The organism is Pseudoxanthomonas japonensis (genome assembly GCF_010093445.1).
Lineage (GTDB): Bacteria > Pseudomonadota > Gammaproteobacteria > Xanthomonadales > Xanthomonadaceae > Pseudoxanthomonas_A > Pseudoxanthomonas_A japonensis.
In genome coordinates this window covers 38,272-61,838 of record NZ_PDWW01000016.1, presented here as the reverse complement: position 1 = coordinate 61,838, position 23,567 = coordinate 38,272, and the positions used below count along the sequence as shown (strand labels likewise).

General features: G+C 67.1%; 21 protein-coding genes. 10 read left to right on the top strand and 11 right to left on the bottom strand.

Translation table 11 applies throughout. The features are described from left to right. Nucleotides 1-32: 32 nt before the first annotated feature. The gene (locus CSC78_RS11990; RefSeq protein WP_162338083.1) at nt 33-1,820 is read left to right on the top strand and encodes a Mur ligase family protein; all 1,788 of its coding nucleotides are present in this window, start codon (nt 33-35) and stop codon (nt 1,818-1,820) included. Here the strand turns inward: CSC78_RS11990 and glmS are convergent, their stop codons facing one another. Continuing rightward, a complete protein-coding gene (glmS, locus tag CSC78_RS11985) occupies nt 1,821-3,647 on the bottom strand; it encodes a glutamine--fructose-6-phosphate transaminase (isomerizing) (RefSeq protein WP_162338082.1) in 1,827 nt (608 codons plus the stop codon). It lies immediately after the preceding gene. A 194-nt stretch (nt 3,648-3,841) separates the two neighbouring features. Here glmS and CSC78_RS11980 point away from each other — a divergent pair, with 194 nt between their 5' ends. The 7 genes from CSC78_RS11980 to CSC78_RS11950 all read left to right on the top strand — a co-directional run bounded on the left by CSC78_RS11980 (nt 3,842) and on the right by CSC78_RS11950 (nt 12,570). After that, nucleotides 3,842-5,110 carry an efflux RND transporter periplasmic adaptor subunit gene (locus CSC78_RS11980; protein ID WP_162338115.1) on the top strand — a complete coding sequence of 423 codons (1,269 nt, stop codon included), beginning with the start codon at nt 3,842-3,844 and terminating at the stop codon, nt 5,108-5,110. A gap of 120 nt (nt 5,111-5,230) precedes the next feature. Further along, a complete protein-coding gene (locus tag CSC78_RS11975; protein WP_162338081.1) occupies nt 5,231-5,953 on the top strand; it encodes an ABC transporter ATP-binding protein in 723 nt (240 codons plus the stop codon). Between the two features lie 10 nt (nt 5,954-5,963). After that, entirely contained in the window at nt 5,964-7,274 is a 1,311-nt protein-coding gene (locus CSC78_RS11970; protein WP_162338080.1) for an ABC transporter permease, read from the top strand. Between the two features lie 136 nt (nt 7,275-7,410). Next, complete coding sequence (locus tag CSC78_RS11965; protein WP_162338079.1) at nt 7,411-8,634, top strand: ABC transporter permease; 1,224 nt, start codon at nt 7,411-7,413, stop codon at nt 8,632-8,634. 58 nt (nt 8,635-8,692) lie between these two features. Continuing rightward, on the top strand, nt 8,693-9,904 hold the full coding sequence (locus tag CSC78_RS11960; RefSeq protein ID WP_162338078.1) for an ABC transporter permease: 1,212 nt from the start codon (nt 8,693-8,695) through the stop codon (nt 9,902-9,904). A 3-nt stretch (nt 9,905-9,907) separates the two neighbouring features. Then, entirely contained in the window at nt 9,908-11,245 is a 1,338-nt protein-coding gene (locus tag CSC78_RS11955; RefSeq protein WP_162338077.1) for a sigma-54-dependent transcriptional regulator, read from the top strand. Continuing rightward, on the top strand, nt 11,242-12,570 hold the full coding sequence (locus CSC78_RS11950) for a sensor histidine kinase (protein ID WP_162338076.1): 1,329 nt from the start codon (nt 11,242-11,244) through the stop codon (nt 12,568-12,570). The genes CSC78_RS11955 and CSC78_RS11950 overlap by 4 nt, the downstream gene beginning before the upstream one ends. A 169-nt stretch (nt 12,571-12,739) precedes the next feature. Here the strand turns inward: CSC78_RS11950 and glmU are convergent, their stop codons facing one another. Then, on the bottom strand, nt 12,740-14,107 hold the full coding sequence (gene glmU, locus CSC78_RS11945; protein WP_162338075.1) for a bifunctional UDP-N-acetylglucosamine diphosphorylase/glucosamine-1-phosphate N-acetyltransferase GlmU: 1,368 nt from the start codon (nt 14,105-14,107) through the stop codon (nt 12,740-12,742). 120 nt (nt 14,108-14,227) lie between these two features. On the opposite strand from glmU, the gene CSC78_RS11940 reads away from it, so the two are divergent. Then, nucleotides 14,228-14,632, top strand: coding sequence for a GtrA family protein (locus CSC78_RS11940; RefSeq protein WP_162338074.1), 405 nt, complete (start codon nt 14,228-14,230; stop codon nt 14,630-14,632). Nucleotides 14,633-14,777: 145 nt separating this feature from the next. On the opposite strand, the gene CSC78_RS11935 is transcribed toward CSC78_RS11940, so the two are convergent. From CSC78_RS11935 to CSC78_RS11895, 9 genes are all read right to left on the bottom strand, one after another. Continuing rightward, nucleotides 14,778-15,200 (bottom strand): F0F1 ATP synthase subunit epsilon, encoded by a 423-nt coding sequence (locus CSC78_RS11935; protein WP_162338073.1) that lies wholly within the window; start codon nt 15,198-15,200, stop codon nt 14,778-14,780. 120 nt (nt 15,201-15,320) lie between these two features. Next, nucleotides 15,321-16,727: a F0F1 ATP synthase subunit beta gene (atpD, locus tag CSC78_RS11930; protein ID WP_055939504.1), complete on the bottom strand. Its 1,407-nt coding sequence runs from the start codon at nt 16,725-16,727 to the stop codon at nt 15,321-15,323. A gap of 123 nt (nt 16,728-16,850) precedes the next feature. Next, the gene (atpG, locus tag CSC78_RS11925; protein WP_162338072.1) at nt 16,851-17,714 is read right to left on the bottom strand and encodes a F0F1 ATP synthase subunit gamma; all 864 of its coding nucleotides are present in this window, start codon (nt 17,712-17,714) and stop codon (nt 16,851-16,853) included. A gap of 115 nt (nt 17,715-17,829) precedes the next feature. After that, the gene (gene atpA / locus CSC78_RS11920) at nt 17,830-19,377 is read right to left on the bottom strand and encodes a F0F1 ATP synthase subunit alpha (protein WP_162338071.1); all 1,548 of its coding nucleotides are present in this window, start codon (nt 19,375-19,377) and stop codon (nt 17,830-17,832) included. A gap of 46 nt (nt 19,378-19,423) precedes the next feature. Then, nucleotides 19,424-19,951, bottom strand: coding sequence for a F0F1 ATP synthase subunit delta (locus tag CSC78_RS11915; protein ID WP_162338070.1), 528 nt, complete (start codon nt 19,949-19,951; stop codon nt 19,424-19,426). Between the two features lie 17 nt (nt 19,952-19,968). Further along, complete coding sequence (locus CSC78_RS11910; RefSeq protein WP_162338069.1) at nt 19,969-20,439, bottom strand: F0F1 ATP synthase subunit B; 471 nt, start codon at nt 20,437-20,439, stop codon at nt 19,969-19,971. Nucleotides 20,440-20,544: 105 nt separating this feature from the next. Beyond that, nucleotides 20,545-20,844, bottom strand: coding sequence for a F0F1 ATP synthase subunit C (atpE, locus tag CSC78_RS11905; protein ID WP_055939490.1), 300 nt, complete (start codon nt 20,842-20,844; stop codon nt 20,545-20,547). Between the two features lie 66 nt (nt 20,845-20,910). After that, nucleotides 20,911-21,708, bottom strand: a complete 798-nt coding sequence (gene atpB / locus CSC78_RS11900; protein ID WP_162338068.1) for a F0F1 ATP synthase subunit A — start codon at nt 21,706-21,708, stop codon at nt 20,911-20,913. A gap of 24 nt (nt 21,709-21,732) precedes the next feature. After that, on the bottom strand, nt 21,733-22,104 hold the full coding sequence (locus CSC78_RS11895) for a hypothetical protein (protein ID WP_162338067.1): 372 nt from the start codon (nt 22,102-22,104) through the stop codon (nt 21,733-21,735). A 415-nt stretch (nt 22,105-22,519) separates the two neighbouring features. Here CSC78_RS11895 and CSC78_RS11890 point away from each other — a divergent pair, with 415 nt between their 5' ends. Then, nucleotides 22,520-23,461, top strand: coding sequence for a hypothetical protein (locus CSC78_RS11890; RefSeq protein WP_162338066.1), 942 nt, complete (start codon nt 22,520-22,522; stop codon nt 23,459-23,461). Nucleotides 23,462-23,567 lie beyond the last annotated feature (106 nt).

Genomic DNA, 23,567 nt, shown 5'->3' with positions numbered 1-23,567 from the left:
CCCGATCACGCTCTCCACCCACGACCTGCCGCATGAGTGAATCCGCACCCTTGCCGTTCGACGACCTGCGTCGCCTGACCGGGCCCAACCTGTACTTCGCCGGACCGGGCGCGGTGCTGGAAACGATGATCGGTGCGCCGGTGCCCGCGGCGTTGATCGAAGACTGGAAGCGACGCATCGCCCGCGCACGCGCTGCCCTGGGCTGGCCCGATGGCCCGGTGACGGTACGCGAGCACGCCAGCGGCGCCAGCCTCGCCTTCGCCGCACCCGGCGACATGCTGTACGCCGCCGCCGACGTGGACGAATGGGCGTGGCTGTCCGCCCTGGCCGCGGCCGGGAGGGACATCGGCGAACCCGCGCTGCAGCCGGGCCATCCCTTGTTCGTCGATGAAGACGCGGACCTGCGCCTGCTGCGCGCCGTCGCTGCCGCCGAAGGCCTGCCGCGACTGCCCGCCCTGCAAGAAGCCGCACGTGCGCACGGTGTGCCGCTGCTGCTCGACGACGAGCGACTGTCCATCGGCATGGGCAGCGGCAGCCGCACCTGGGACAACGCCGCCCTGCCGACGCCCGATGACGTGCCGTGGCAGGAGCTGCATGCGATCCCGGTAGCCCTGGTCACCGGCTCCAACGGCAAGACCACCACCGTGCGCCTGCTCACCGCGATCGCCATCGCGCACGGCTGGCACACGGCCAACAGCTGCACCGACGGCATCTACCTCGACGGCGCGCTGATCGAAGGCGGCGACTACTCCGGCCCCGGCGGCGCACGCAGCCTGCTGCGCGACCGCCGGACCCAGGCCGCGATCCTGGAGACCGCACGTGGCGGCCTGCTGCGGCGCGGCCTGGCGGTCGAACGGGCCGACGTGGCCGTGGTCACCAACGTCAGCCCCGACCACTTCGGCGAATACGGCATCCACGACCTCGACGGCCTGGCCGACGTGAAGCTGACCGTGGCTCGCGCCATCGACGCCAGCGGCATGCTCGTGCTCAACGCCGACAATGAACTGTTGCGACGCCATGCAGGCGGCCTCGGCGTGCCGCTGGCCTGGTTTTCCACCGACGACGATCATCCGCTGCTGCGGCAGGCGCGTGCCGAAGGTCGTCGCAGCTGTGGCGTGCGTGACGGCCACCTGTGGCTGTTCGACGGCACGCATGCCCACGATCTGGGCGCGGTCGCGGGGATGCCGCTGACGCTTGGCGGCCTGGCTGCGCACAACGTGCAGAACTGCGCCGCCGCCGCCCTCGCCGCCCTCGGACTGGGGATCGCCCCGGCGACGATCGCGGCCGTGCTCGCCCGCTTCGGCCGCGACAACCGCGACAACCCCGGCCGCCTGCAGCGCTGGGTGCTCGGCGGCGGCGTGCAGGTCTACGTGGACTACGCGCACAACCCCGATGGGCTGGCGCAGTTTCTCGATCTGGTCCGTCAGGCGCACCGCGACGGCGGCCGTTTGCATCTGCTGCTCGGCCAGGCCGGCGACCGCAGCGACGACGCCATCGCCGACCTTGCCGCCACCGCCGCGTCGTTCCATCCCCACCATGTGGTGCTGAAGGACATGGAAGGCTATATGCGCGGACGCGAAAGCGGCGAGGTGGGCCGGGTACTGCGCGCCGCGCTGGTGCGCCACGGCGTGGCGGACGCCGCCATCGACGAATGCCGTGACGAAACCGAGGCCGTGCGCGCCATCCTGACCGCGGCCCGCCCCGGCGACAGCCTCGCGCTGCCGGTGCACGGCGTCGCCGCGCGCGAACGCGTCAACACCCTGCTCGACCGGCTGCAGGCGCAGCAATGGTCGGCCGGCGATCCCGTCGCCGGCGACTGATTACTCCACCGTCACCGACTTCGCCAGGTTGCGCGGCTTGTCCACGTCGGTGCCGCGCGCGAGCGCGGTGTGGTACGCCAGCAGCTGCACAGGAATGGTGTGCACGATGGGGCTGAGCACGCCGACGTGGCGCGGGGTGCGGATGACGTGCACGCCTTCGGATTCGCTGAAGTGGCTGTCCTGGTCGGTGAACACGAACAGCTCGCCGCCGCGCGCGCGCACCTCCTGCATGTTGGACTTCACCTTCTCCAGCAGCACGTCGTTGGGTGCGATCACCACCACCGGCATGTCGGCATCGACCAGCGCCAGCGGGCCGTGCTTCAGCTCACCGGCCGGATACGCCTCGGCGTGGATGTAGGAGATTTCCTTCAGCTTGAGCGCGCCTTCCAGCGCGATCGGATAGTGCAGGCCGCGGCCGAGGAACAGCGCATCCGACTTCGGCGCGAAACGCTCCGCCCACGCCGCGATCTGCGGCTCCAGGTTCAGTGCATGCTGCACGCTGCCGGGCAGGTGGCGCAGCTGTTCCAGGTAATCGGCTTCCTGCTCCGGCGTGACCTTGCCGCGCAGCTTGCCGAGCACGACGGTCAGCTGGAACAGCGCCGCCAGCTGGGTGGTGAAGGCCTTGGTCGATGCCACGCCGATCTCGGCGCCGGCACGCGTGTAGCAGACCAGCTCGCTGGCGCGCGGGATCGCGCTTTCCGGCACATTGCAGATCGACAGCGTGTGCCGGTGGCCCAGCGACTTGGCGTACTTCAGCGCCTCCATCGTGTCCAGCGTTTCGCCGGACTGCGAAATGGTGACGATCAGGTGCTTGGGATTGGCGTACGCGTCGCGGTAGCGGTACTCGCTGGCGATCTCGACGCTGCACGGCAGGCCGGAGATCGCCTCCATCCAGTAGCGCGCCGTCATGCCGGCGTAGTAGCTGGTGCCGCAGGCGAGGATCTGCACGCCTTCGATGTCTTTCAGCGCGGCTTCCGCATTGGCGCCGAACAGCGTCGGCGAGAAGCCGCCTTCGACCACCGCCTCGATGGTGTCGGCGATCGCGCGCGGCTGCTCGTGGATTTCCTTCTGCATGAAGTGGCGGTACGGACCGAGTTCCAGCGACGCCAGCGACACGTCGGAGACGTGCACCTCGCGCTGGATCGGCTGGTCCTTTCCGTCGAACACCTTGACGCCTTCGCGCGTCACTTCCGCGGTGTCGCCTTCCTCCAGGAAGATCACACGCCGCGTGGCCTGCAGGATCGCCGAGACGTCGGAGGCGATGAAGTTCTCGCCCTCGCCGACGCCGATCAGCAGCGGGCAGCCCATGCGGGCGCAGACCATGCGGTCAGGCTCCTTGCGGCTGACCACGGCCAGCGCGTAGGCGCCGGTCAGTTCCTTCACCGTGCGCTGCAGGGCGGCCAGCAGATCGTCGCCGCCCTTCAGGTGGTGGTGCATCAGGTGGGCGATGACTTCCGTGTCGGTCTGCGACTCGAACACGTAACCGAGCGCGCGCAGTTTCTCGCGCTGCTCCTCGTGGTTCTCGATGATGCCGTTGTGCACCAGCGCCACGCCGTGGCTGATGTGCGGATGGGCGTTGGCTTCGGTGACGCCGCCGTGGGTGGCCCAGCGCGTATGGCCGATGCCGAGGCTCGCGTTGAAACCTTCGGCGGCGGCGGCGCCTTCCATTTCGGCGACGCGGCCGGTGCGGCGCACGCGGCGCACGTCCTGCTGGTCGACTACCGCGATGCCCGCGGAATCGTAGCCCCGGTATTCCAGCCGCTTCAGTCCCTCGATCAGTACCGGCACCACGTCGCGATCGGCGATCGCGCCCACAATTCCGCACATAAGCCTGTGTCTTCCATCTGAGTGAAACGAGTGGACATTCTACGTGTCCCGCACTGGACAGGCCCTGTCCGCTGGGTGTCCGCGGACACCCGGACAGTCGCCCGGCGCGGACAACCCCCTTTCAAATCAATCGCTTGCGTTTGGCACGCATCCTGCTGAGACATGCAGGTCATTCCAAAGAACGCATGCCGCCGATGATTCGGGACACCTCCGCCCAAGACCGTGTGCTCAGTGCCTCGCAGACCCGTCCGGCCTGGCGCCGCTGGGTGTGGCCCGCCGCAGGCGGTGCGCTGCTGCTGGCCGGCATCGTGTTCGCCGCCCGCGGTTGGCTGTCGGGCACGGCCTCCGTGGACGGCGCCCGCCTGCGCATCGCCGAAGTGACCCGCGGCGACCTGGTCCGCGACATCGCCGCGGACGGCCGCGTCATCGCCGCCAACAGCCCCACCCTGTATGCCGTCGCCGGCGGCGTGGTCACGCTGAAGGTCGTCGCGGGCGACAAGGTCACCCAGGGCCAGCCACTGGCCGAAATCGACAGCCCCGAGCTGCGCAGCAAGCTGGCGCAGGAACAGACCACGCTCGCCGGCCTGGAGGCCGAGGCGAGCCGCGCGGTGCTGGATGCCAGCGTCACCCGCGCCAACGCGCAGAAGGCCCTGGACCAGGCCGGCATCGAACGCCAGGCCGCCGAACGCACCCTGCAGCGCTACCAGCGCGGCTACGACGGCGGCGCCGTACCGCAGGTCGACGTACTGGAGGCGCAGGACAACCTGCGCAAGAGCGAGATCGCGCTGTCCCATGCGCAGAAGGACGCCGGCCTGCAGGGCCAGGGCGCCGGGCTCGACGCACGCAACAAGCAGCTGCTCGCCGAACGCCAGCGCGCCGTGGTCGCCGAAGTGCAGCGCCAGGTCGATGCGCTGACGCTGCGCGCGCCGTTCGACGGCCAGGTCGGCCAGGTGCAGGCGGTGCAGCGCTCGAACGTGGCGATCAATGCGCCGGTGCTGAGCGTCGTCGACCTGTCCGTGTTCGAAGTCGAGATCAAGGTGCCGGAGAGCTTCGCGCGCGACCTCGCCATCGGCATGCCGGCCACGCTGACCAGTGCCGGCCAGCCGTATCCCGGCGAGATCTCCGCGGTGTCGCCGGAAGTGGTGGGCGGCGAAGTCGTCACCCGCCTGCGCTTCTCCGACAAGCAGCCGCCCGGCCTGCGCCAGAACCAGCGCCTGTCCGCACGCATCCTGATGGACACGCGCCGCAACGTGCTGATGGTCGAGCGCGGCCCGTTCCTCGAACAGGGCGGCGGTCGTTATGCCTACGTCATGGACGGCAGCTCCGCCGTGCGCCGGCCGGTGCAGCTGGGTGTCAGCAGCCTGAGCAACATCGAAGTGCTCAGCGGCCTGCAGCCCGGCGACAAGGTCGTCGTCTCCGGCAGCGACCTGTTCGGCGATGCCGAGCGGGTGTCGGTCAATTGAACGCCGTGATGGGTGATTCGTGAGACGTGATTCGTAAACGCACGCTTCGCCCCATCACTACCGCCTTCGCTTCCCTCGAATCACCAATCACCAACTACCAATCACTGCCAGGAGCCCGCCATGCTAGAGATGCGCCAAGTCGCCAAGGTCTACCGCACCGAACAGGTGGAAACGCATGCGCTGCGTTCGCTCGACCTGCATGTCCGCGAGGGCGAGTTCGTCGCGGTCACTGGGCCGTCGGGTTCCGGCAAGACCACCTTCCTCAACATCGCCGGCCTGCTGGAGACGTTCACCGGCGGCCAGTTCCTGCTCGACGGCCAGGACGTCAGCCATCTCGGCGACGATGCGCGTTCGCGCCTGCGCAACCAGAAGATCGGCTTCATCTTCCAGGGCTTCAACCTGATCCCCGACCTCAACCTGTTCGACAACGTCGACGTCCCGCTGCGCTATCGCGGCATGCCGGCCGCGGAGCGCAAGCAGCGCATCGAGGACGCACTGGCCCGTGTGGGCCTGGGCTCGCGCATGAAGCACTTCCCGGCCGAACTGTCGGGCGGCCAGCAGCAGCGCACCGCGATCGCGCGCGCACTGGCCGGCAGTCCGCGCCTGCTGCTGGCGGACGAACCGACTGGCAACCTGGACTCGCAGATGGCGCGTGGCGTGATGGAACTGCTGGAAGAGATCAACCGCCAGGGCACGACCATCATCATGGTCACGCACGACCCCGAACTGGCCGCACGCGCGCAGCGCAACGTGCACATCGTGGACGGCATGGCCACCGACCTGTCGGTGGAGCCTGCGCTGATCCGCGCGGCGCATGCCGCCGATGCCAACGCCTCCGCGTAAGGAGCACGCCATGTTCGGCTACTACTTCTCCCTCGCGCTGCGCAGCTTCAAGCGCAACAAGGCGCTGACCTTCCTGATGGTGCTGGCCATCGCACTCGGCATCGGCGCCAGCATGACCACGCTGACCGTGTTCTACGTGCTGTCCGGCGACCCGATCCCGCAGAAGAGCGACAAGCTGTTCTACCCGCGCGTGGATCCCCGTTCGATGAACGGATTCACGCCCGGCGAAGAGCCGGAAGACCAGTTCACCCGCTACGACGCCGAGCGCCTGCTGAAAGACAAGAAGGGCGACCGCCAGGCGCTGATGACCGGCGGCTCGACGTCGGTGGAGTCGAAAGACGGCAAGATCGAGCCGTTCCGCGTCGATGCGCGCTACACCACGGCGGACTTCTTCCCGATGTTCGACGTGCCGTTCCGTTACGGCAACGGCTGGTCGGCGGTGGACGACGAGTCGCGTGCGCGCGTCGCCGTCATCTCCAAGGCGCTGAACGACAAACTGTTCGGCGGCGCCAACAGCGTGGGCCGCGACCTGACAGCCTCCGGCGCGACCTTCCGCATCATCGGCGTGCTGGAGGAATGGCGCCCTGCACCGAAGTTCTACGACATGACGCAGGACCGCTTCACAGAAGTGGAGCAGCTGTTCGTGCCGTTCTGGACGTCGCGTACGCTGAACATGAGCACGCAGGGCAACATGAACTGCTGGGGCGACTCCAGTGGGGAAGAAGAAGGCTCGCGCGGACCGAACGCCCCGTGCTCGTGGCTGCAGTACTGGGTGGAACTGGGCACGCCGGCCAAGGTCGACGCCTACAAGCAGTACCTGGCGAACTACTCCGACCAGCAGCGCGCGGCGGGCCGCTTCGAGCGCCCCACCAACGTCGACCTGCACAGCGTGATGCAGTGGCTCGACAAGCAGGGCGCGGTGCCCGGCGACGTGCGCCTGCAGGTGTGGCTGGCGTTCGGCTTCCTGGCCGTCTGCCTGCTCAACACGGTCGGCCTGCTGTTGGCGAAGTTCCTCGGCCGCGCCTCGCAGATCGGCGTGCGTCGTGCCCTCGGCGCGACACGCAAGGCCATCTTCGCGCAGTGCCTGGTGGAAGCCGGCACCGTCGGGCTGGTCGGTGGCGTCCTCGGCCTGATCCTGGCCTGGCTCGGCCTGCTGGCGGTCCGCCAGCAGCCGGCGGGCTACGCCGACCTGGCCCACATGGACCTGAAGATGCTGCTGGCCACCTTCGCGCTGGCGATCGTCGCCAGCCTGCTCGCCGGGATGCTGCCCGCCTGGCGGGCGATGCAGGTGACGCCCGCGATCCAGCTGAAGTCGCAGTGACGTGCTCCCTCCCCCGCCTGCGGGGGAGGTTTGGGGTGGGGGCCGCTTCAGAACGACGGCACCGCCACTCCGCACAACCCCCATCCCGACCTTCCCCCGCGCGCGGGGGAAGGGGCTGAAACCCCAGAGGCCCACCATGGACATCCGCCCCATCCTTTCCACCTTGGCCCGCCACAAGACGGCGGCCGCGCTGATCGTGCTGGAAGTGGCGCTCTCGTGCGCCATCATCTGCAACGCGGTCTTCCTGATCACCCAGCGGCTGGAGCGCATCGATCGCCCCACCGGCCTGGCCAACGAGGAGATCGTGCGCATCAGCATGGGCGACCTCGGCGAGAACCCCGACGCGGACGCATTGGTGAAGCAGGACGTCGCCAGCCTGCGCGCACTGCCCGGCGTCAAGGCCGCCAGCAGCATCAACCACGTGCCGTTCGACAACTCCTCCTGGAACAGCTCCATCCAGCTCGCACCGCAACAGGAACGTCCCAGTGCGCTGGCGAACGTCTACCTCGGCGAATCCGTCATCGACACCCTGGGCCTGAGATTGGCCGAGGGCCGCGATTTCACCGCGGACGAGTATTCCAACTGGACGGAGATGAACAAGCAGAACGCCAAGGTCGTCATGCCGGCGGTGATCCTGAGTCGCGAACTGGCGAACAAGCTGTTCCCCGGTGAAAGCGCGATCGGCAAGAACATCTACGCCTGGAACGCCGACAACGTGCCGCACCGCGTGGTCGGCGTGGTTGATCGGCTGATCCGCACCAACGACAACGGCGGCCCGGCGGAAACGGGCTACACGATGATCTTTCCGGTGAAGGACGTGACGCTGGGCACGTTCGTGCTGCGCACGGATGCCGCGCGCCGCGCGGAAGTGCAGAAGGCCGCGGTCGCTACGCTGGAGAAGAACAGTGCGCGCCGCCTGGTGCTGCGCGAGGGCACCTTCACCGAGATCATGAGCAACTACTACCGCGGCGACCGTGCGATGGCCTGGCTGCTGCTGACCGTGATCGTCTCGCTGCTCGTCGTCACCGCGCTGGGCATCGTCGGCCTGGCCAGCTTCTGGGTGCAACAGCGCACCAAGCAGATCGGCATCCGCCGGGCGCTGGGCGCGACCAAGGGCCAGATCCTGCGCTACTTCCAGACCGAGAACTTCCTGCTGGCCACCATCGGCATCGTCATCGGCATGATCCTGGCCTACGGCATCAACCAGCTGTTGATGGGCAAGTACGAACTGCCGCGCCTGCCGCTGCTTTACCTGCCGGTCGGCGCCGTGTTGCTGTGGCTGCTGGGCCAGGTCGCCGTGTACGGACCGGCACGCCGGGCCGCGTCGGTACCGCCGGCGGTGGCGACGCGTACGGCCTGATCCCGCGGCCCCCACACCGTGCACGCCGACCGGCGTGCACGGCTGATCGGAAACCCCGATGCCATCCTCCTCCTTCTTGCTGTTGGGTCGCTCCCACGCAGGCGCGTGGTGGCTCGTGCTGCAGATCGCCATCGGCGTGATGCTGTGCCTGTATGCGGGACAGGCGATGCTGCGCATGTACGAGCAAGCGACGGCAGCGGACGGCATCGACGCGGCCGACGTGCTGGTCATCCCCTGGATGCAACCGGCCCAGGGGCAGGATCCCGGCACCAGGGCGGTGTTGCGGACACTGCGTGGCGTGGCCGGCGTGCGGGCCGCCGCTGCGGGCAACCAGTCTCCCTATGGCACCAGCGCCTGGAGCGTGCATGCGTGGAAGTCCGGTGACCGCGGGCACCGCCATCTCGTCTCCCTCTACCTGGCGGACGAGGACTTCATGGCCACGCTCGGTATGGATGAGCCGCATGGCCGGCGCTTCGCCCACGCGGAGTACCAGGACTACACGGGCGACCAGCATCGCCTGCACGCCGATCCCGCCCCGGCCATCATCTCCGCCGCCTTCGCCGAAACGCTCTTCGCCCATGCCGAACCGCTGGGACGCTCGCTGCAGCTGTTGCCGGGCAAGCGACTGCATGTCGTCGGCGTGCTGCCTCGGATTCCGTTGCCCGCTACCGCGCATCGCCGTGATGGCACGGCCGTAATCCTGCCGGTGCGCATGACCCGGGCCAGCGAAGCGCACTTCCTCATCCGTCATACGGGCGATGCAAATGCAGTGTCGGCGCGCATCCGTGCCGCTCTCGCAGCAGCCTACCCCGACGTCGTGATCGCTGCCCCCGCCAGCCTGGCGGCACTGCGTGCGCAGGCCTTATCGGGCCCCACGCGGCATGCGTGGACATCGCTCGCCGTCTGCGTGGCCTGGTGGCTGTCGACGCTGGCCATGCTGGGGCTCGGTGGCCATCGCTGGATGCTGGATCACCAGCAGGAAATCAGCCTGCGCCGTGCATTCGGCGCCACCGACACGCAGCTGGCGCATCGCCTGCGTAGGGAGTACCTGATGCTCGCCGTGATCGCCTGCGCGATCGGCATGGCGGTCGCGGCACTGCTTGCTCGTCTTATGCCCGCATGGACGCTCCCGCTGCCGTCCTTCGGGACATGCGCGGCCGTTGTGGTCGGGACGGTCCTCGTCGTGCAACTTGCTGCCACCTGTCCCGTCCGGCTGACGCGGCGCATCCCGCCGCACCTCGTCAGCCGCAGTCCTTCGGTTAGGCTATAGCGCATGCCTACCATCCTCGTCATCGACGACAACCGCGCCGTCAGTACCGCGCTGGAAGTCCTGTTCTCGCTGCACGACATCGACACGCTGCATGCGGAGTCGCCCGACGCCGGCCTCGCCCTGTTGCGTGAGCAGCACGTCGACCTGGTGATCCAGGACATGAACTTCACCCAGGACACCACGTCGGGCGCGGAAGGCGAGCAGCTGTTCGCCGACATCCGTGCGCAGTGGCCGGACATGCCGGTGATCCTGCTGACTGCGTGGACGCATCTCGAGGTCGCGGTGAACCTGGTCAAGGCCGGAGCCGCCGATTACGTCGCCAAACCGTGGGACGACCGCAAGCTGCTCGCCACGGTCAACACGCTGCTGGAACTGGCCGAGGCCCGAAGCGAACTCGAGCGCCGCCGCAGCCGCGAGCGTCGTGGTCGCGACCAGCTCTCCAGCAAGTACGACCTGCGCAACCTGGTGTTCGAGGATCCGGCCAGCGAGCGCGTGGTCGCGCTCGCCTGCCAGGTCGCGCGCTCCGACCTGCCGGTGCTGATCACCGGCCCGAACGGTGCGGGCAAGGAAAAGATCGCCGAGATCATCCAGGCCAATTCCAGCGTGAAGTCCGGCGCCTTCGTCACGCTCAACTGCGGCGCATTGCCGTCGGAACTGATCGAAGCGGAACTGTTCGGCGCGGACGCCGGTGCGTATACCGGCGCCAACAAGGCGCGCGAGGGCAAGTTCGAGGCGGCCGATGGCGGAACGCTGTTCCTCGACGAGATCGGCAACCTGCCGCTGACCGGGCAGATGAAGCTGCTGCGCGTACTGGAAACCGGCCGCTTCGAGCGCCTCGGCTCCAACCGCGAACGCCACGTGACCGTGCGCGTGATCAGCGCGACCAACGCCGACCTGCCCGCGATGATCCGCGACGGCAGCTTCCGCGAAGACCTCTATTACCGCCTCAACGCGATCGAACTCGCGTTGCCGCCATTGGCGGAGCGTCCCGGCGACATCCTGCCGCTGGCCGAGCGCTTCCGTCCCCCCGAAAAGCCGCTGAGCGAAAGTGCGCGTGCCGCGTTGCTGCGACACGCCTGGCCGGGCAACGTGCGCGAGCTGCGCAACGTCATCCAGCGTGCCGGCCTGCTGGCGATGGGCGATCGCATCGAAGCCGCCGACCTCAACCTGCCGCGTCCCGCCCCGGTGCGCACCGTGATCGCGGCGGAACCGGAGCGTGCCGACATCGAAGCCGCCATCGCGCGGGCGGGTGGCGTCATCGCGCAGGCCGCCGCCGATCTCGGCATGAGCCGGCAGGCGCTGTACCGGCGCATGGAACGCTTCGGCATCAAGGCCCCATGATCCGCCGCTCGCTCGCCGGCCGCGTGCTGTCCTGGCTGCTGCCGCTGCTGGTGCTGGCGCTGGTGTTGCCGCTCGTGCTGTCGCGCTGGCTGGGCGACGCGGGTGAAGCGGTGATCGTGTCGGCCATCGTGGTGTTGCCGCTGGCGATGTGGGCGATCCGCCGGGGGCTGCGCAGCACCTACTCGCTGTTCCGCGCCCTGGCCGGCAGCGTCAACAGTTACCGCGACGGCGAATACAACTTCGGCATCCACTGGCAAGGCAACGACGACCTCGCGGAACTGGTGAAGTCGCACGCCGCGCTCGGCGAGGTGCTGCGCGAACAGCGCCTGAGCCTGGTGCAGCGCGAATTGCTGCTCGACACCATGGTCCAGAACACCCCGGTCGCCATGCTGTTGATCGCCCCCGGCGGCGACGGCGTACGCCGCGTCATCTTCGCCAACGTGGCGGCGCGCAAGCTGCTGCACAGCGGCTGGAAGCTGGAAGGCCAGGACTACGATGGGTTGATCGGTTCCGCACCGGTCGAGATGCGCGAAGCGCTTGCGCGCGGGGGCGACAGTCTGTTTGCCATCGGCAACGAGGAAGAAGACGGCGAGGAGCAGGTCTACCACCTCGCCCGGCGCAATTTCCGTCTCAACGGACGCCCGCACGAGCTGCTGCTGCTGCGCCTGCTGACCAGCGAGCTGCGGCGGCAGGAAGTGATGACGTGGAAGAAGGTCATCCGCGTCATCAGCCACGAACTCAACAACTCGCTGGCGCCGGTGGCCTCGCTCGCGCATTCGGGCGCGGAACTCGTGCGTCGCGGACGCCACGACCGGCTGGAAGAGGTCTTCGGCACCATCGAAGACCGCGCGCGCCACCTGGAAGGCTTCATCCGCGGCTACGCGCGCTTCGCCAAGCTGCCGTCGCCACAACTGCAGACGGTGCACTGGCGTGCCTTCTTCGAGGGGCTGCAGCGACAGATCGCGTTCGACCTGGTGATGACGGAGACGGAGATCGACGGCCGTATCGACATCGCCCAGCTGGAGCAGGCCGTGCTCAACCTGCTCAAGAACGCGCACGAGGCCGGCGGCACGGCCGAGGGTGTCTCGGTGCGGCTGACCCGTCTGCCGGACTGGCTGCGCATCGAAGTGATGGACCGCGGCACCGGCATGAACGATGCGGTGCTGCAGAACGCGCTGGTGCCGTTCTATTCCACCAAGCGCAACGGCACCGGACTGGGCCTGGCACTGACCCGCGAGATCATCGAGGCCCATGGCGGCCGGCTGTCGCTGCACAACCGCGAAGGTGGCGGGCTGTGCGTGTCGATCCAGCTGCCCGAAAACTGACCTCTCCCGAAGTCGGGGCCTCGCCGACACGCCTCCGCACCCGAAGCCGGACCCGCATGGCACCTACTCCCCCTCTCCCTCCGGGAGAGGGCAAGGGGTGAGGGCTGGCCGCCGCGATGCCGCTTTCTTCGATGGGCTTCGCAGATGGCGGGCTTGAGCCCGCCCTACGTCATTTCGGCTTCTTTACCGGTCGCTGCCAGCCTTCGATGCTGACCTGGCGCGCGCGCGCGACGGTGAGCTGATCGGCGGGCGCGTTCTTCGAGATCACCGAACCCGCACCGATGGTCGCGCCATCGGCCAGCGTCACCGGTGCGACCAGCGAGGAGTTGGAGCCGACGAACACGCGGTCGCCGATCGTCGTGACGAACTTGTTCACGCCGTCGTAGTTGCAGGTGATGGTGCCGGCACCGATGTTGGTGCCGCTGCCGATCACGGTATCGCCGAGATAGGTCAGGTGGTTGGCCTTGCTGCCGACACCGATACGCGCATTCTTGGTCTCGACGAAGTTGCCGACGTGCACGCCGTCGGCGAGCTGCGTGCCGGGACGCAGGCGCGCATACGGACCGATCAGGGCGGCGCCTTCGCTGACGACACCTTCGAGATCGCAGTGCGCACGCACCTGCGTGCCGGCACCGAGCTTCACATCCTTGAGGCGGCAGAACGGACCGACGACGACGCCATCGCCCAGTTCCACCTCGCCTTCCAGTACCACGTCCACGTCGATCTGTACGTCGCGGCCGACCTTCACCGTGCCGCGCTGGTCGAACCGCGCGGGATCGATCAGGCGAGCGCCCTGCGTGCACAGCGCGCGCGCGGCGCGCAGTTGGTAGGCGCGCTCGAGCTGCGACAGCTGCCAGGGATCGTTGGCGCCTTCGGCTTCGATGGGCTCGCCCACCAGTACCATTTCCGCAGGATTGAATTCCTCCGCTGCCATCGCGAACACGTCGGTCAGGTAGTACTCGCCCTGCGCGTTGTCGTTGGACAGCCGCGCCAGCCAGCCCTTCAGCGCGCTGCTGTCGGCGGCGATGATGCCGGTGTTGATGGTGCGGATGCGGCGCTGCTCCTCGTCGGCGTCCTTGTGTTCGACGATGGCGGCCACGCGGCCTGCCTCGTCTCGCACGATCCGGCCGTAGCCGGCGGGATCGACCGGTTCGGCGACCAGCACGGCCAGGCGACCCGGCGCGTCCAGCAGCCGCTGCAGCGTCTCGCTGCGGGTGAGCGGCACATCGCCGTAAAGGACCAGCACGCGTGCACCGTCGGGAATCTCCGGCATCGCCTGTGCCACCGCATGGCCGGTACCGAGCTGCTGCGCCTGGTGTGCCCAGTGCAGATCGCCCTGGTCGGCGAACGCCGCCTGCACCTGATCGCCACCGTGGCCGTAGACCACGTGCACGCCGGCCGGCGACAGCGCACGCGCCGCATTGATCACGTGCCCCAGCATCGGCCGCCCGGCGATGGGCTGCAGCACCTTGGGCAGCGCGGACTTCATGCGCTTGCCTTCACCGGCGGCGAGGATGACGACGTGGAGTGGCTTCATGCGTGGGTTCCTGGATGGTGTCGCCTGAGAGGATGCGCGACATGGTAACAATTACCCCATCAACGCAATCCGCGCGCCGTACCTGCCATTCCCCACGTCGCTGGCGGGTACCATGGCGCCATGCTGCGCTCGCTCTCCCGCCATCCACTGTTCCGCCAGGGCGGCAGTTTCCTCGTCGTCGGTGCGGTGCAGTTGCTGGTCGACTGGGCGCTGTTCGTCGCACTGACCGCACTCGGGATGCCGACGGCACCTGCCAACCTCGCTGGCCGCGTCGGCGGTGCGTTGCTGGGTTTCTGGTTGAACGGGCGGGTGACATTCGCGCAGGCCGGGAGCGCGCGACTCGGCTGGCGCCGCTTCGCGAGGTTCCTGCTGGTCTGGATTCCGCTGACCGTGATCAGCACGCTCGCGGTCGCCTGGGTCGCCGGGACACTGGGACTGGCGCATGCCTGGCTGGCCAAGCCACTGGTGGAAGGCGCGCTCGCGGTGGTGGCGTTTTTCCTGTGGCGGCACGTGGTCTACCGCTGAGGGGTACGCACGACCTCACGATGCGGGCATCGCGTGATGCGGACAACGTCGCGTGATCCGTGCCGTGCGTCGTGCGCGCGGCGCACGCTGCAAACGGAAACGCCGGCACAAGGCCGGCGTTCCGATGAAGCGAGGGCGATGAAACTCAGTGCTTGAGGTTCTTGCGCAGGCGCTCGAGCGCGCTCAGCTGGGCGATGCTCATGGCCAGCTGGGCCTGGGCTTCCTCGATGCTCATCTTCGGATCCTGCTTGGACAGGATGCGCTCGGCTTCTTCCTTGGCCTTGCGGACCGAGGCTTCGTCGATGTCCTGCGCGCGGATCGCGGTGTCGGCCAGCACGGTGACGACCTGCGGCTGCACTTCCAGGATGCCGCCGGAGATGGCGAAGTCCAGCTGCTCGCCATTGGCCAGCGTCACCACCACCTTGCCCGGCTTCAGGCGGGTGATCAGCGGCGCGTGCTTCGGCGCGATGCCGAGCTCGCCCAGCTCGCCGGTGGCGACGACCAGGGTGGCTTCACCGTGGAAGATCTCCTGCTCGGCGCTGACGATGTCGCAACGGATGGTGCTCATGTATTCCTCACTGCGTTCGGAAGGTGATTCGTGATGGGTGATTCGTGAGTGGCAAGAGCATCAAGCCCTGCCAACCCTCTATCGCCGCCCCTACGAATCACGAATCACTAATCCCTGCGCTTACGCCTTCTCGGCGAGCTTCTTGGCCTTCTCGACCGCTTCTTCGATGCCGCCGACCATGTAGAACGCCTGTTCCGGCAGGTGGTCGTACTCGCCGTCGACGATCGCCTTGAAGCCGCGGATCGTGTCCTTCAGCGAGACGTACTTGCCCGGCGAGCCGGTGAACACTTCCGCCACGTGGAACGGCTGGCTGAAGAAGCGCTCGATCTTGCGGGCGCGCGACACGGCCTGCTTGTCTTCTTCGGACAGCTCGTCCATGCCGAGGATGGCGATGATGTCCTTCAGTTCCTTGTACTTCTGCAGCGTCGACTGCACGCGGCGCGCGGTGTCGTAGTGCTCGTGGCCGATGACGTTCGGATCCAGCTGGCGGCTGGTCGAGTCGAGCGGATCCACGGCCGGGTAGATACCCAGCGAGGCGATGTTACGGCTCAGCACGACGGTGGCGTCCAGGTGGGCGAACGTGGTGGCCGGCGACGGGTCGGTCAGGTCGTCCGCGGGGACGTAGACGGCCTGGATCGAGGTGATCGAACCGGTCTTGGTCGAGGTGATGCGCTCCTGCAGGACGCCCATTTCCTCGGCCAGCGTCGGCTGATAGCCCACGGCCGACGGCATGCGGCCCAGCAGCGCCGACACTTCGGTACCGGCCAGCGTGTAGCGGTAGATGTTGTCGACGAACAGCAGCACGTCCTTGCCCTTGCCCGACGCGTCCTTCTCGTCGCGGAAGTACTCGGCCATGGTCAGGCCGGTCAGCGCGACGCGCAGGCGGTTGCCCGGCGGCTCGTTCATCTGGCCGTACACCATCGCGACCTTGTCGAGGACGTTGGAGTCCTTCATCTCGTGGTAGAAGTCGTTGCCCTCGCGGGTACGCTCGCCCACGCCGGCGAACACGGACAGACCCGAGTGCGCCTTGGCGATGTTGTTGATCAGTTCCATCATGTTGACGGTCTTGCCGACGCCGGCGCCGCCGAACAGGCCGACCTTGCCGCCCTTGGCGAACGGGCACATCAGGTCGATGACCTTGATGCCGGTTTCCAGCAGGTCGTTGGCCGAGGACTGGTCCTCGTACGACGGGGCCGAGCGGTGGATTTCCCAATGGTCGGACGCCTGCACCGGGCCGGCTTCGTCGATCGGGTTGCCCAGCACGTCCATGATGCGGCCCAGCGTGCCCGCGCCGACCGGCACCGAGATGGCCTTGTCGGTGTTCACGGCGATCAGGTTGCGCTTCAGGCCGTCGGTGGAACCGAGGGCGATGGTGCGCACGACGCCGTCGCCAAGCTGCTGCTGCACTTCGAGCGTGATGGCGGTGTTCTCCACCTTCAGCGCGTCGTACACCTTCGGCACTTCGTTGCGCGCGAATTCGACGTCAACCACCGCGCCGATGATCTGAACGATCTTGCCCTGACTCATTTGGGTAACTCCACTAATGTCTGTTCGATTCTTTTGTCGGGAATGGGGAATCGAGAATCGGGAATGGGAAGATCAGGAGCCGCTGGCTTTGACTATTCCCTATTTCCGATTCTCCATTCCCGGCTACACAGCGGCCGCGCCGCCGACGATTTCGGAGATTTCCTGGGTGATCGCCGCCTGGCGGGCCTTGTTGTAGACCAGCTGCAGGGTACCGATGAGCTTGTTGGCGTTGTCGCTGGCGGCCTTCATGGCCACCATGCGCGCCGCATGTTCGGACGCGATGTTCTCCAGCACGGCCTGGTACACCAGCGACTCGATGTAGCGCGTGATCACGTGGTCGAGCACGGTCTCGGCATCGGGTTCGTAGATGTAGTCCCAGTCGTGGTGCGCGACCTGCGTCTCCGACGCGGGCAGCGGCAGCAGCTGGTCGAACGCGGCGCGCTGGGTCATCGTGTTGACGAAGTCGTTGTAGACGACGAACACGCGGTCCAGCTTGCCTTCGGTGTAGGCGTCCAGCATCACCTTGATCACGCCGATCAGCTGGTCGAGCTTGGGCGCGTCGCCCAGGTGCGAGACGCTGGCCAGCATGTTGACCTTGACCCGGCGGAAGTACACCGAGGCCTTCTGGCCGATGGTGACCACGTCGACCTCGACGCCCTTCTCGTTCCACTGGCGGATCTCGCCGAGCATCTTGCGGAACAGGTTGTTGTTAAGGCCGCCGGCCAGGCCGCGGTCGGACGACACGATGATGAAGCCGACGCGCTTGACGTCCTGGCGCTCCACCATGAAGGGATGCTGGTAGTCGGTGTTGGCCTGGGCCAGGTGGCCGATCACCTGCTTCATCGCGCGCGCGTACGGGCGCGAGGTCTTCATGCGGTCCTGGGCCTTGCGGATCTTGGAGGCCGAGACCATCTCGAGCGCGCGCGTCACCTTGCGGGTGTTCTGCACGCTCTTGATCTTGGTTTTGATTTCGCGTCCGCCTGCCATGTCTACTCGCTCGCTGTGCTCGCTGGGGGAATCGGGAGGAGAGAATCGGGAATCGACAGAGCCGACCCGTTTTCGCTTCTACGATTCCCTATTCCCTATTCCCGAATCCCGGCTCTTACCAAGTACCGGTCTGCTTGAACTCGGCGATGCCCTTCTTGAAGGCGCCTTCGATCTCGTCGTTCCAGTTGCCCGTGCTGTTGATCGTGTCGACCAGCGCGCCCTGGGTGTTGGTGAAGTGCGCGTGCAGCGCGTCTTCGAACGCCAGGATCTTGCCGACCGGCACGTCATCCAGGTAACCCTCGTTGACGGCGTAGATGGACAGCGCCTGCAGGGCGATGGACATCGGCGCGTACTGCTTCTGCTTCATCAGCTCGGTGACGCGCTGGCCGCGCTCCAGCTGCTTGCGGGTGGCTTCGTCCAGGTCCGAGGCGAACTGCGCGAACGCGGCAAGCTCACGGTACTGGGCGAGCGAGATGCGGATGCCGCCCGACAGCTTCTTGATGATCTTGGTCTGGGCGGCGCCACCGACGCGCGACACCGAGATACCGGCGTTCACGGCCGGGCGGATGCCTGCGTTGAACAGGTCGGTTTCCAGGAAGATCTGGCCGTCGGTGATCGAGATCACGTTGGTCGGCACGAACGCGGACACGTCGCCGGCCTGCGTTTCGATGATCGGCAGCGCGGTCAGCGAACCGGTCTTGCCGGTGACCTTGCCTTCGGTGAACTTCTCGACGTACTCCTCGGACACGCGCGCGGCGCGCTCGAGCAGGCGGGAGTGCAGGTAGAACACGTCACCCGGGTAGGCTTCGCGGCCCGGCGGACGCTTCAGCAGCAGCGAGATCTGGCGGTAGGCCACGGCCTGCTTGGACAGGTCGTCATACACGATCAGGGCGTCCTGGCCGCGGTCCATGAAGTACTCGCCCATGGTGCAGCCGGAGTAGGCGCTGATGTACTGCATCGCGGCCGATTCGGAAGCGGTGGCGGCGACGACCACGGTGTGGGCCAGCGCGCCGTTCTCTTCCAGCTTGCGCACGATGTTGGCCACGGTCGAGGCCTTCTGGCCGATCGCGACGTAGACGCACTTGATGCCGGTGCCCTTCTGGTTGATCACGGCGTCGATCGCCATCGCGGTCTTGCCGGTCTGGCGGTCGCCGATGATCAGCTCGCGCTGGCCGCGGCCGATCGGGATCATGGCGTCGACCGACTTGTAACCGGTCTGCACCGGCTGGTCGACCGACTTGCGCCAGATGACGCCCGGGGCCACGCGCTCCACCGGCGCGGTCAGCGAGGTGCCCAGCGGGCCCTTGCCGTCGATCGGCTCGCCCAGCGCGTTCACGACGCGGCCGAGCATTTCCGGACCGACCGGCACTTCCAGGATGCGGCCGGTGGTCTTGGCCACGTCGCCTTCGCGCAGGTGCTCGTAATCGCCCAGGACCACGGCGCCCACCGAGTCGCGCTCCAGATTCAGCGCCAGTGCGTAGGTGCTGTTGGGCAGCTCGATCATTTCGCCCTGCATGACGTCGGCCAGGCCGAAGATGCGCACGATGCCGTCGGACACCGAGGTGACCGTGCCTTCGTTGCGCGACTCCGCGGCCAGCTTGACCTTCTCGATACGGGTCTTGATCAGGTCGCTGATTTCAGAGGGGTTGAGCGTGGTAGCCATGGGTAAGTCCTGTGTGCCGGCTTGCGCGCGGCGGTTCAATGGGAATTCAGTGCGTCAGCGCGGACTGCAGGCGCGCCAGCTTGCCTTTCAGCGAGCCGTCGATCACCACGCTGCCCGCATCGATCACGGCGCCGCCGATCAGCGATGCGTCGACCGAGGTCTCGACCTCGACCTCGCGGCCGAAGCGCTTCTTCAGCGCGGCCTTGATCACGTCAAGCTCGCCGGCGGGCAAGTCCGCGGCGGACGTGACCTTCGCTTTCACGACATGCTCGGCGTCGGCGCGCAGCTCTTCGAACAGCCCGGCGATTTCCGGCAACTGCGGCAGGCGGCGTGCATCGGCCAGGACGCCCAGGAAGCGGGTGAACGCCTCACTGGCGCCGTCGGGCGACAGCAGCGACACGGCGTCGGCGGGCAGCAGCTGCGGGTTCGGCAGCAGCGCGGCCACGCGCGGGTCCGCCGCGGCATGCGCGGCGAAACCCAGCGCCTGCGACCAGGCGGCGAAGTTGCCTTCGTCGCGCGCCGTCGCAAAGGCGGCGCGGGCGTAGGGGCGGGCGACAGTCAGGGCCTGGCTCATCGATCGGATCGTCCGGATCAGATTTCGGCGGCGAGTTCGTCGAGCAGCGCCTTGTGGGCGTTGGCGTCGATCTCGCGCTTCAACAGCTTCTCGGCACCGCTGACGGCCAGCGCGGACACCTGCTTGCGCAGGTCCTCGCGGGCACGCGTGGCGGCGGCGTCGATCTCGGCCTGCGCCAGTTCTTTCTGGCGGTTGGCTTCGGTGATCGCTTCGTTCTTGGCCGCATCGACGATCTGGTTGGCGCGCGCGTGGGCCTGGTCGATGATCTCGTTGGCCTTGACGCGGGCTTCCTTCAACGCCTCGTTGACCTTTTCCTGGGCCTGCGCCAGATCCTTCTGGCTGCGGTCGGCCGCGGCCAGACCTTCAGCGATCTTCTGCTGGCGTTCTTCGATGGCAGCCAGCAGCGGCGGCCAGATCTTTGTCGCAATGATCCAGATCAGGCCAGCGAAGGCCAGCGCCTGGGCGAACAGAGTGAGATTGATATTCATCGTAAACCTGCCGGTGATGAAGGGCCCGCGCACGATGCGCCGGCCCAGCTACGCCTGGTGACTGACCGCGGGCCGAGGCCCGGGGTCAGGCGTGCACGCGACGGATCAGCCCGCCAGCTTGGCCAGCTGTTCGGTGAAGATCGTGATGAACGGGCTGGCGAAGGCGAACAGCAGGCCGACGGCGACCGAGATGATGAACGCGGCGTCGATCAGGCCGGCGGTGATGAACATACGCACCTGCAGGACCGGGATCAGTTCCGGCTGGCGGGCAGCCGATTCCAGGAACTTGCCGGCCATGATGGCCAGACCCAGACCCGCGCCCAGCGCGGCCAGGCCGATCATGATGCCGATGGCGAGGGCGGTCGAAGCCTGGACCTGGGCGAGGTTGGTGAGGATGCTTTCCATGGTGATCTCCGGAACTTAAGTGCTTGAAAGGTGGATGGTACGAAGCGAAACGGTGAAGCGGAAACGTTAGTGGCTGTCTTCCGACAAACTGAGGTAGACGATCGACAGCATCATGAAGATGAAGGCCTGCAGCGGGATGACCAGCAGGTGGAACAGCATCCAGCCGAGGCCGAACGCGGCGCCGCCGAGCATGCCCACGATGCCCGCGCCGCCCAGCACCCAGATCAGCAGGAAGACGATCTCGCCGCCGAACATGTTGCCGAACAGTCGCATCGCCAGCGAAATGGGCTTGCTGACCCATTCGACGATGTTGAGGATCAGGTTGAACGGCATCATCCACTTGCCGAACGGCGCCGTCAGGAATTCCTTGGCGAAACCGCCCAGGCCCTTGGAACGGAACGCGAACACCAGCATCAGGAAGAACACGCTGATCGACATGCCAAGCGTCGCGTTGACGTCGGCGGTGGGGACCGGCTTCCAGTAGTGCACGCCCATCAGTTCGAGCGGCTTGGCGATGAAGTCTGCCGGGATCATCTTCAGCAGGTTCATCATCAGGATCCAGAAGAAGATGGTGATCGCGATGGGCGTCACCAGCTTGCTGGTCCCGTGGTAGGTGTCGCGGGCCTGCTTGTCGACGAACTCGAGCATGATCTCGACGAAGGCCTGCCACTTGCCCGGCACGCCGGCGGTCGCCTTGCGCGTGGCCATCCAGAAGGCGAACACGATGACCAGGCCCATCAGCACGGCGGTCACGAAGGTATCGACGTTGATCGTCCAGAACGGACCGTCACCGCCCACCTGGGCCGTGAGGTTCTTCAGGTGGTGCTGGATGTAGCTGGTGGGAGTAAGAGCCTCGCCCGCCATGAGTCGGAAACCTTTCTAGTTGGGTTATCGCTGCTTGCCGGTCGCGACCAGCACCTGTGCCACCAGTCCGGTGATCACGCCCGCCAGGAGAGGCAGCGGAGGCAGCTTGTACAGCCCCGCGCCAACGACCAGCACACCGATCACCACGACCCACTTCACCACCATGCCCGCGACCAGCCTCAGCACCGCCGAGACGGCCCCGAGCACACCACCGCCGAAGGCCATCCAGGCCGCCAGCAGCGCGCCGACCACGATCGCCAACCCTCCGACGACCGCCGCAACCGCCCGGGGCAGGCCCCAGGGCAGGAACAGCAGCGCGACCAGCAGTACCGCCCCCGTCTGCCAGACAGCGGCGCGCAACACCAGCCGCCGACCCGCAGCGACGGAATTCAGCACACGAAAGCCCTACGGAATTGGCGGGTAAGAGGCAGTGATGCGCCTCGCCGAGCCGCAAAATTATAGCAGCGGGACAATTTCCGGGACAACCGCCAAAGGTCGAAAGCCGGTCCGCGGGCACGATCAGGCCGGAGCCCTTGCGGCGCCTGCGTGTAACCGTTTCCCCTGTTCAGAATTTTCCCGGACGTTTTCCGGAACTTTGCCGGAAACTCCCTGTCAGTCCTTGCAAGGCCTGCTGCTCAACTTCCTCGTCCGATGCTCCGCCACAGGCCTTCCACGAAGCCCCGGCTGCCCCCGGGGCTTCACTTTTTTGCAGGGTTCGAAGACGACGATTCGCCGGGTCGTTCATCCCATTCACCTGACGACGACCGGTCCGCGATGAAGGTAGTGCTCCCCCTCGACGCATGGAGCGCCCATGAACCGGCCCTGCCCCCGCCACATCCCCACCCTCGCATCCCTGCTTGCCTGCCTGCCGTTGGCACTGCTCGCCACCGGCGCTGCCGCGCAGGATTTCAGCGACGACGCCCGCTTCGAAATCCGCCTGTCGGCCTTCAATCCGGAAGCCAACATCCGGCTCGCCGGTACCGGCGTAGCCACCGATGGTGAGCAGACGGAAGACCTGGCCGCGTCCGGCGGCATCGACTCGGACGGCCGCTGGCGGCCACGCGGCGAGTTCGCCTTCAACATGACCCCGCGCCAGTCGCTGCGCCTGAACTACTACGACTACCGGCGCAACCAGTCGTGGAACTTCGACGGCGACTGGATCGATCCGGGCAACGTCTTCGACGAGGTCGAGATCCCCGGCGAGCCGGTGGAAATCCCGGCCGTGGACATCGACGGGCGCCTCAGCTTCGAACTGGCCAGCCTCAACTACGAATTCGCGGTCGTCGACACGCCGCGGTTCCAGTGGGGCCTGGGCGCCGGCGTCACGCACGCCGTACTGGAAGCCCGTGGCACGGGCACCAGCACCGGTACCGGCGAGATCGATCCGCAGTGGGAGTCGTTCCGCTGGAAGAAGGACGGCACGTCACCCAACCTGCACACGCGGGTCAGCTGGGCGCCGACCGAGCGCCTGCGCGTGGAGGCGCAGGCCCAGTATCTGGATACCCGTTGGGGCGACTTCGTCGACGAGCGCGGCCATTTCGAGCGCGGCGGCCTGATCGTCGAGTATCTGGTCACCGAACGCCTGGGCATTCACGTGGGCTATGACTGGTTCCGCCTGAAGCTCAGCGACGACTACCGGGGTTCGTTCGAGGCGCCCGCCGAGTCCGGCGTTGGCAACGTTGACGTGACGGGCAAGCTGACGGGCCAGTTCAAGGTCCATGGCCCGATGGCGGGCGTGACGTTCCGGTTCTGATGCAGTTGATCGATAGGTTTTGATTATCGATACAAGCGGAACGTTTCATTGGACGGCACGGACGGGGCGCCCATACTTGAGACCTGTTCTCATCTGGAGCCCCGCC

What these genes read in the sequence shown, in the direction of transcription:
- CSC78_RS11975 (WP_162338081.1), top strand. Translation starts at nt 5,231, where the DNA reads ATGCTAGAGATGCGCCAAGTCGCCAAGGTCTACCGCACCGAACAGGTG.
- CSC78_RS11940 (WP_162338074.1), top strand. Translation starts at nt 14,228, where the DNA reads ATGCTGCGCTCGCTCTCCCGCCATCCACTGTTCCGCCAGGGCGGCAGT.
- CSC78_RS11980 (WP_162338115.1), top strand. Translation starts at nt 3,842, where the DNA reads ATGATTCGGGACACCTCCGCCCAAGACCGTGTGCTCAGTGCCTCGCAG.
- CSC78_RS11890 (WP_162338066.1), top strand. Translation starts at nt 22,520, where the DNA reads ATGAACCGGCCCTGCCCCCGCCACATCCCCACCCTCGCATCCCTGCTT.
- CSC78_RS11935 (WP_162338073.1), bottom strand. Translation starts at nt 15,200, where the DNA reads ATGAGCACCATCCGTTGCGACATCGTCAGCGCCGAGCAGGAGATCTTC.
- CSC78_RS11910 (WP_162338069.1), bottom strand. Translation starts at nt 20,439, where the DNA reads ATGAATATCAATCTCACTCTGTTCGCCCAGGCGCTGGCCTTCGCTGGC.
- atpD (WP_055939504.1), bottom strand. Translation starts at nt 16,727, where the DNA reads ATGAGTCAGGGCAAGATCGTTCAGATCATCGGCGCGGTGGTTGACGTC.
- CSC78_RS11990 (WP_162338083.1), top strand. Translation starts at nt 33, where the DNA reads ATGAGTGAATCCGCACCCTTGCCGTTCGACGACCTGCGTCGCCTGACC.
- atpB (WP_162338068.1), bottom strand. Translation starts at nt 21,708, where the DNA reads ATGGCGGGCGAGGCTCTTACTCCCACCAGCTACATCCAGCACCACCTG.
- glmS (WP_162338082.1), bottom strand. Translation starts at nt 3,647, where the DNA reads ATGTGCGGAATTGTGGGCGCGATCGCCGATCGCGACGTGGTGCCGGTA.
- atpG (WP_162338072.1), bottom strand. Translation starts at nt 17,714, where the DNA reads ATGGCAGGCGGACGCGAAATCAAAACCAAGATCAAGAGCGTGCAGAAC.
- atpA (WP_162338071.1), bottom strand. Translation starts at nt 19,377, where the DNA reads ATGGCTACCACGCTCAACCCCTCTGAAATCAGCGACCTGATCAAGACC.
- glmU (WP_162338075.1), bottom strand. Translation starts at nt 14,107, where the DNA reads ATGAAGCCACTCCACGTCGTCATCCTCGCCGCCGGTGAAGGCAAGCGC.
- CSC78_RS11970 (WP_162338080.1), top strand. Translation starts at nt 5,964, where the DNA reads ATGTTCGGCTACTACTTCTCCCTCGCGCTGCGCAGCTTCAAGCGCAAC.
- CSC78_RS11965 (WP_162338079.1), top strand. Translation starts at nt 7,411, where the DNA reads ATGGACATCCGCCCCATCCTTTCCACCTTGGCCCGCCACAAGACGGCG.
- CSC78_RS11915 (WP_162338070.1), bottom strand. Translation starts at nt 19,951, where the DNA reads ATGAGCCAGGCCCTGACTGTCGCCCGCCCCTACGCCCGCGCCGCCTTT.
- CSC78_RS11960 (WP_162338078.1), top strand. Translation starts at nt 8,693, where the DNA reads ATGCCATCCTCCTCCTTCTTGCTGTTGGGTCGCTCCCACGCAGGCGCG.
- CSC78_RS11955 (WP_162338077.1), top strand. Translation starts at nt 9,908, where the DNA reads ATGCCTACCATCCTCGTCATCGACGACAACCGCGCCGTCAGTACCGCG.
- CSC78_RS11950 (WP_162338076.1), top strand. Translation starts at nt 11,242, where the DNA reads ATGATCCGCCGCTCGCTCGCCGGCCGCGTGCTGTCCTGGCTGCTGCCG.
- atpE (WP_055939490.1), bottom strand. Translation starts at nt 20,844, where the DNA reads ATGGAAAGCATCCTCACCAACCTCGCCCAGGTCCAGGCTTCGACCGCC.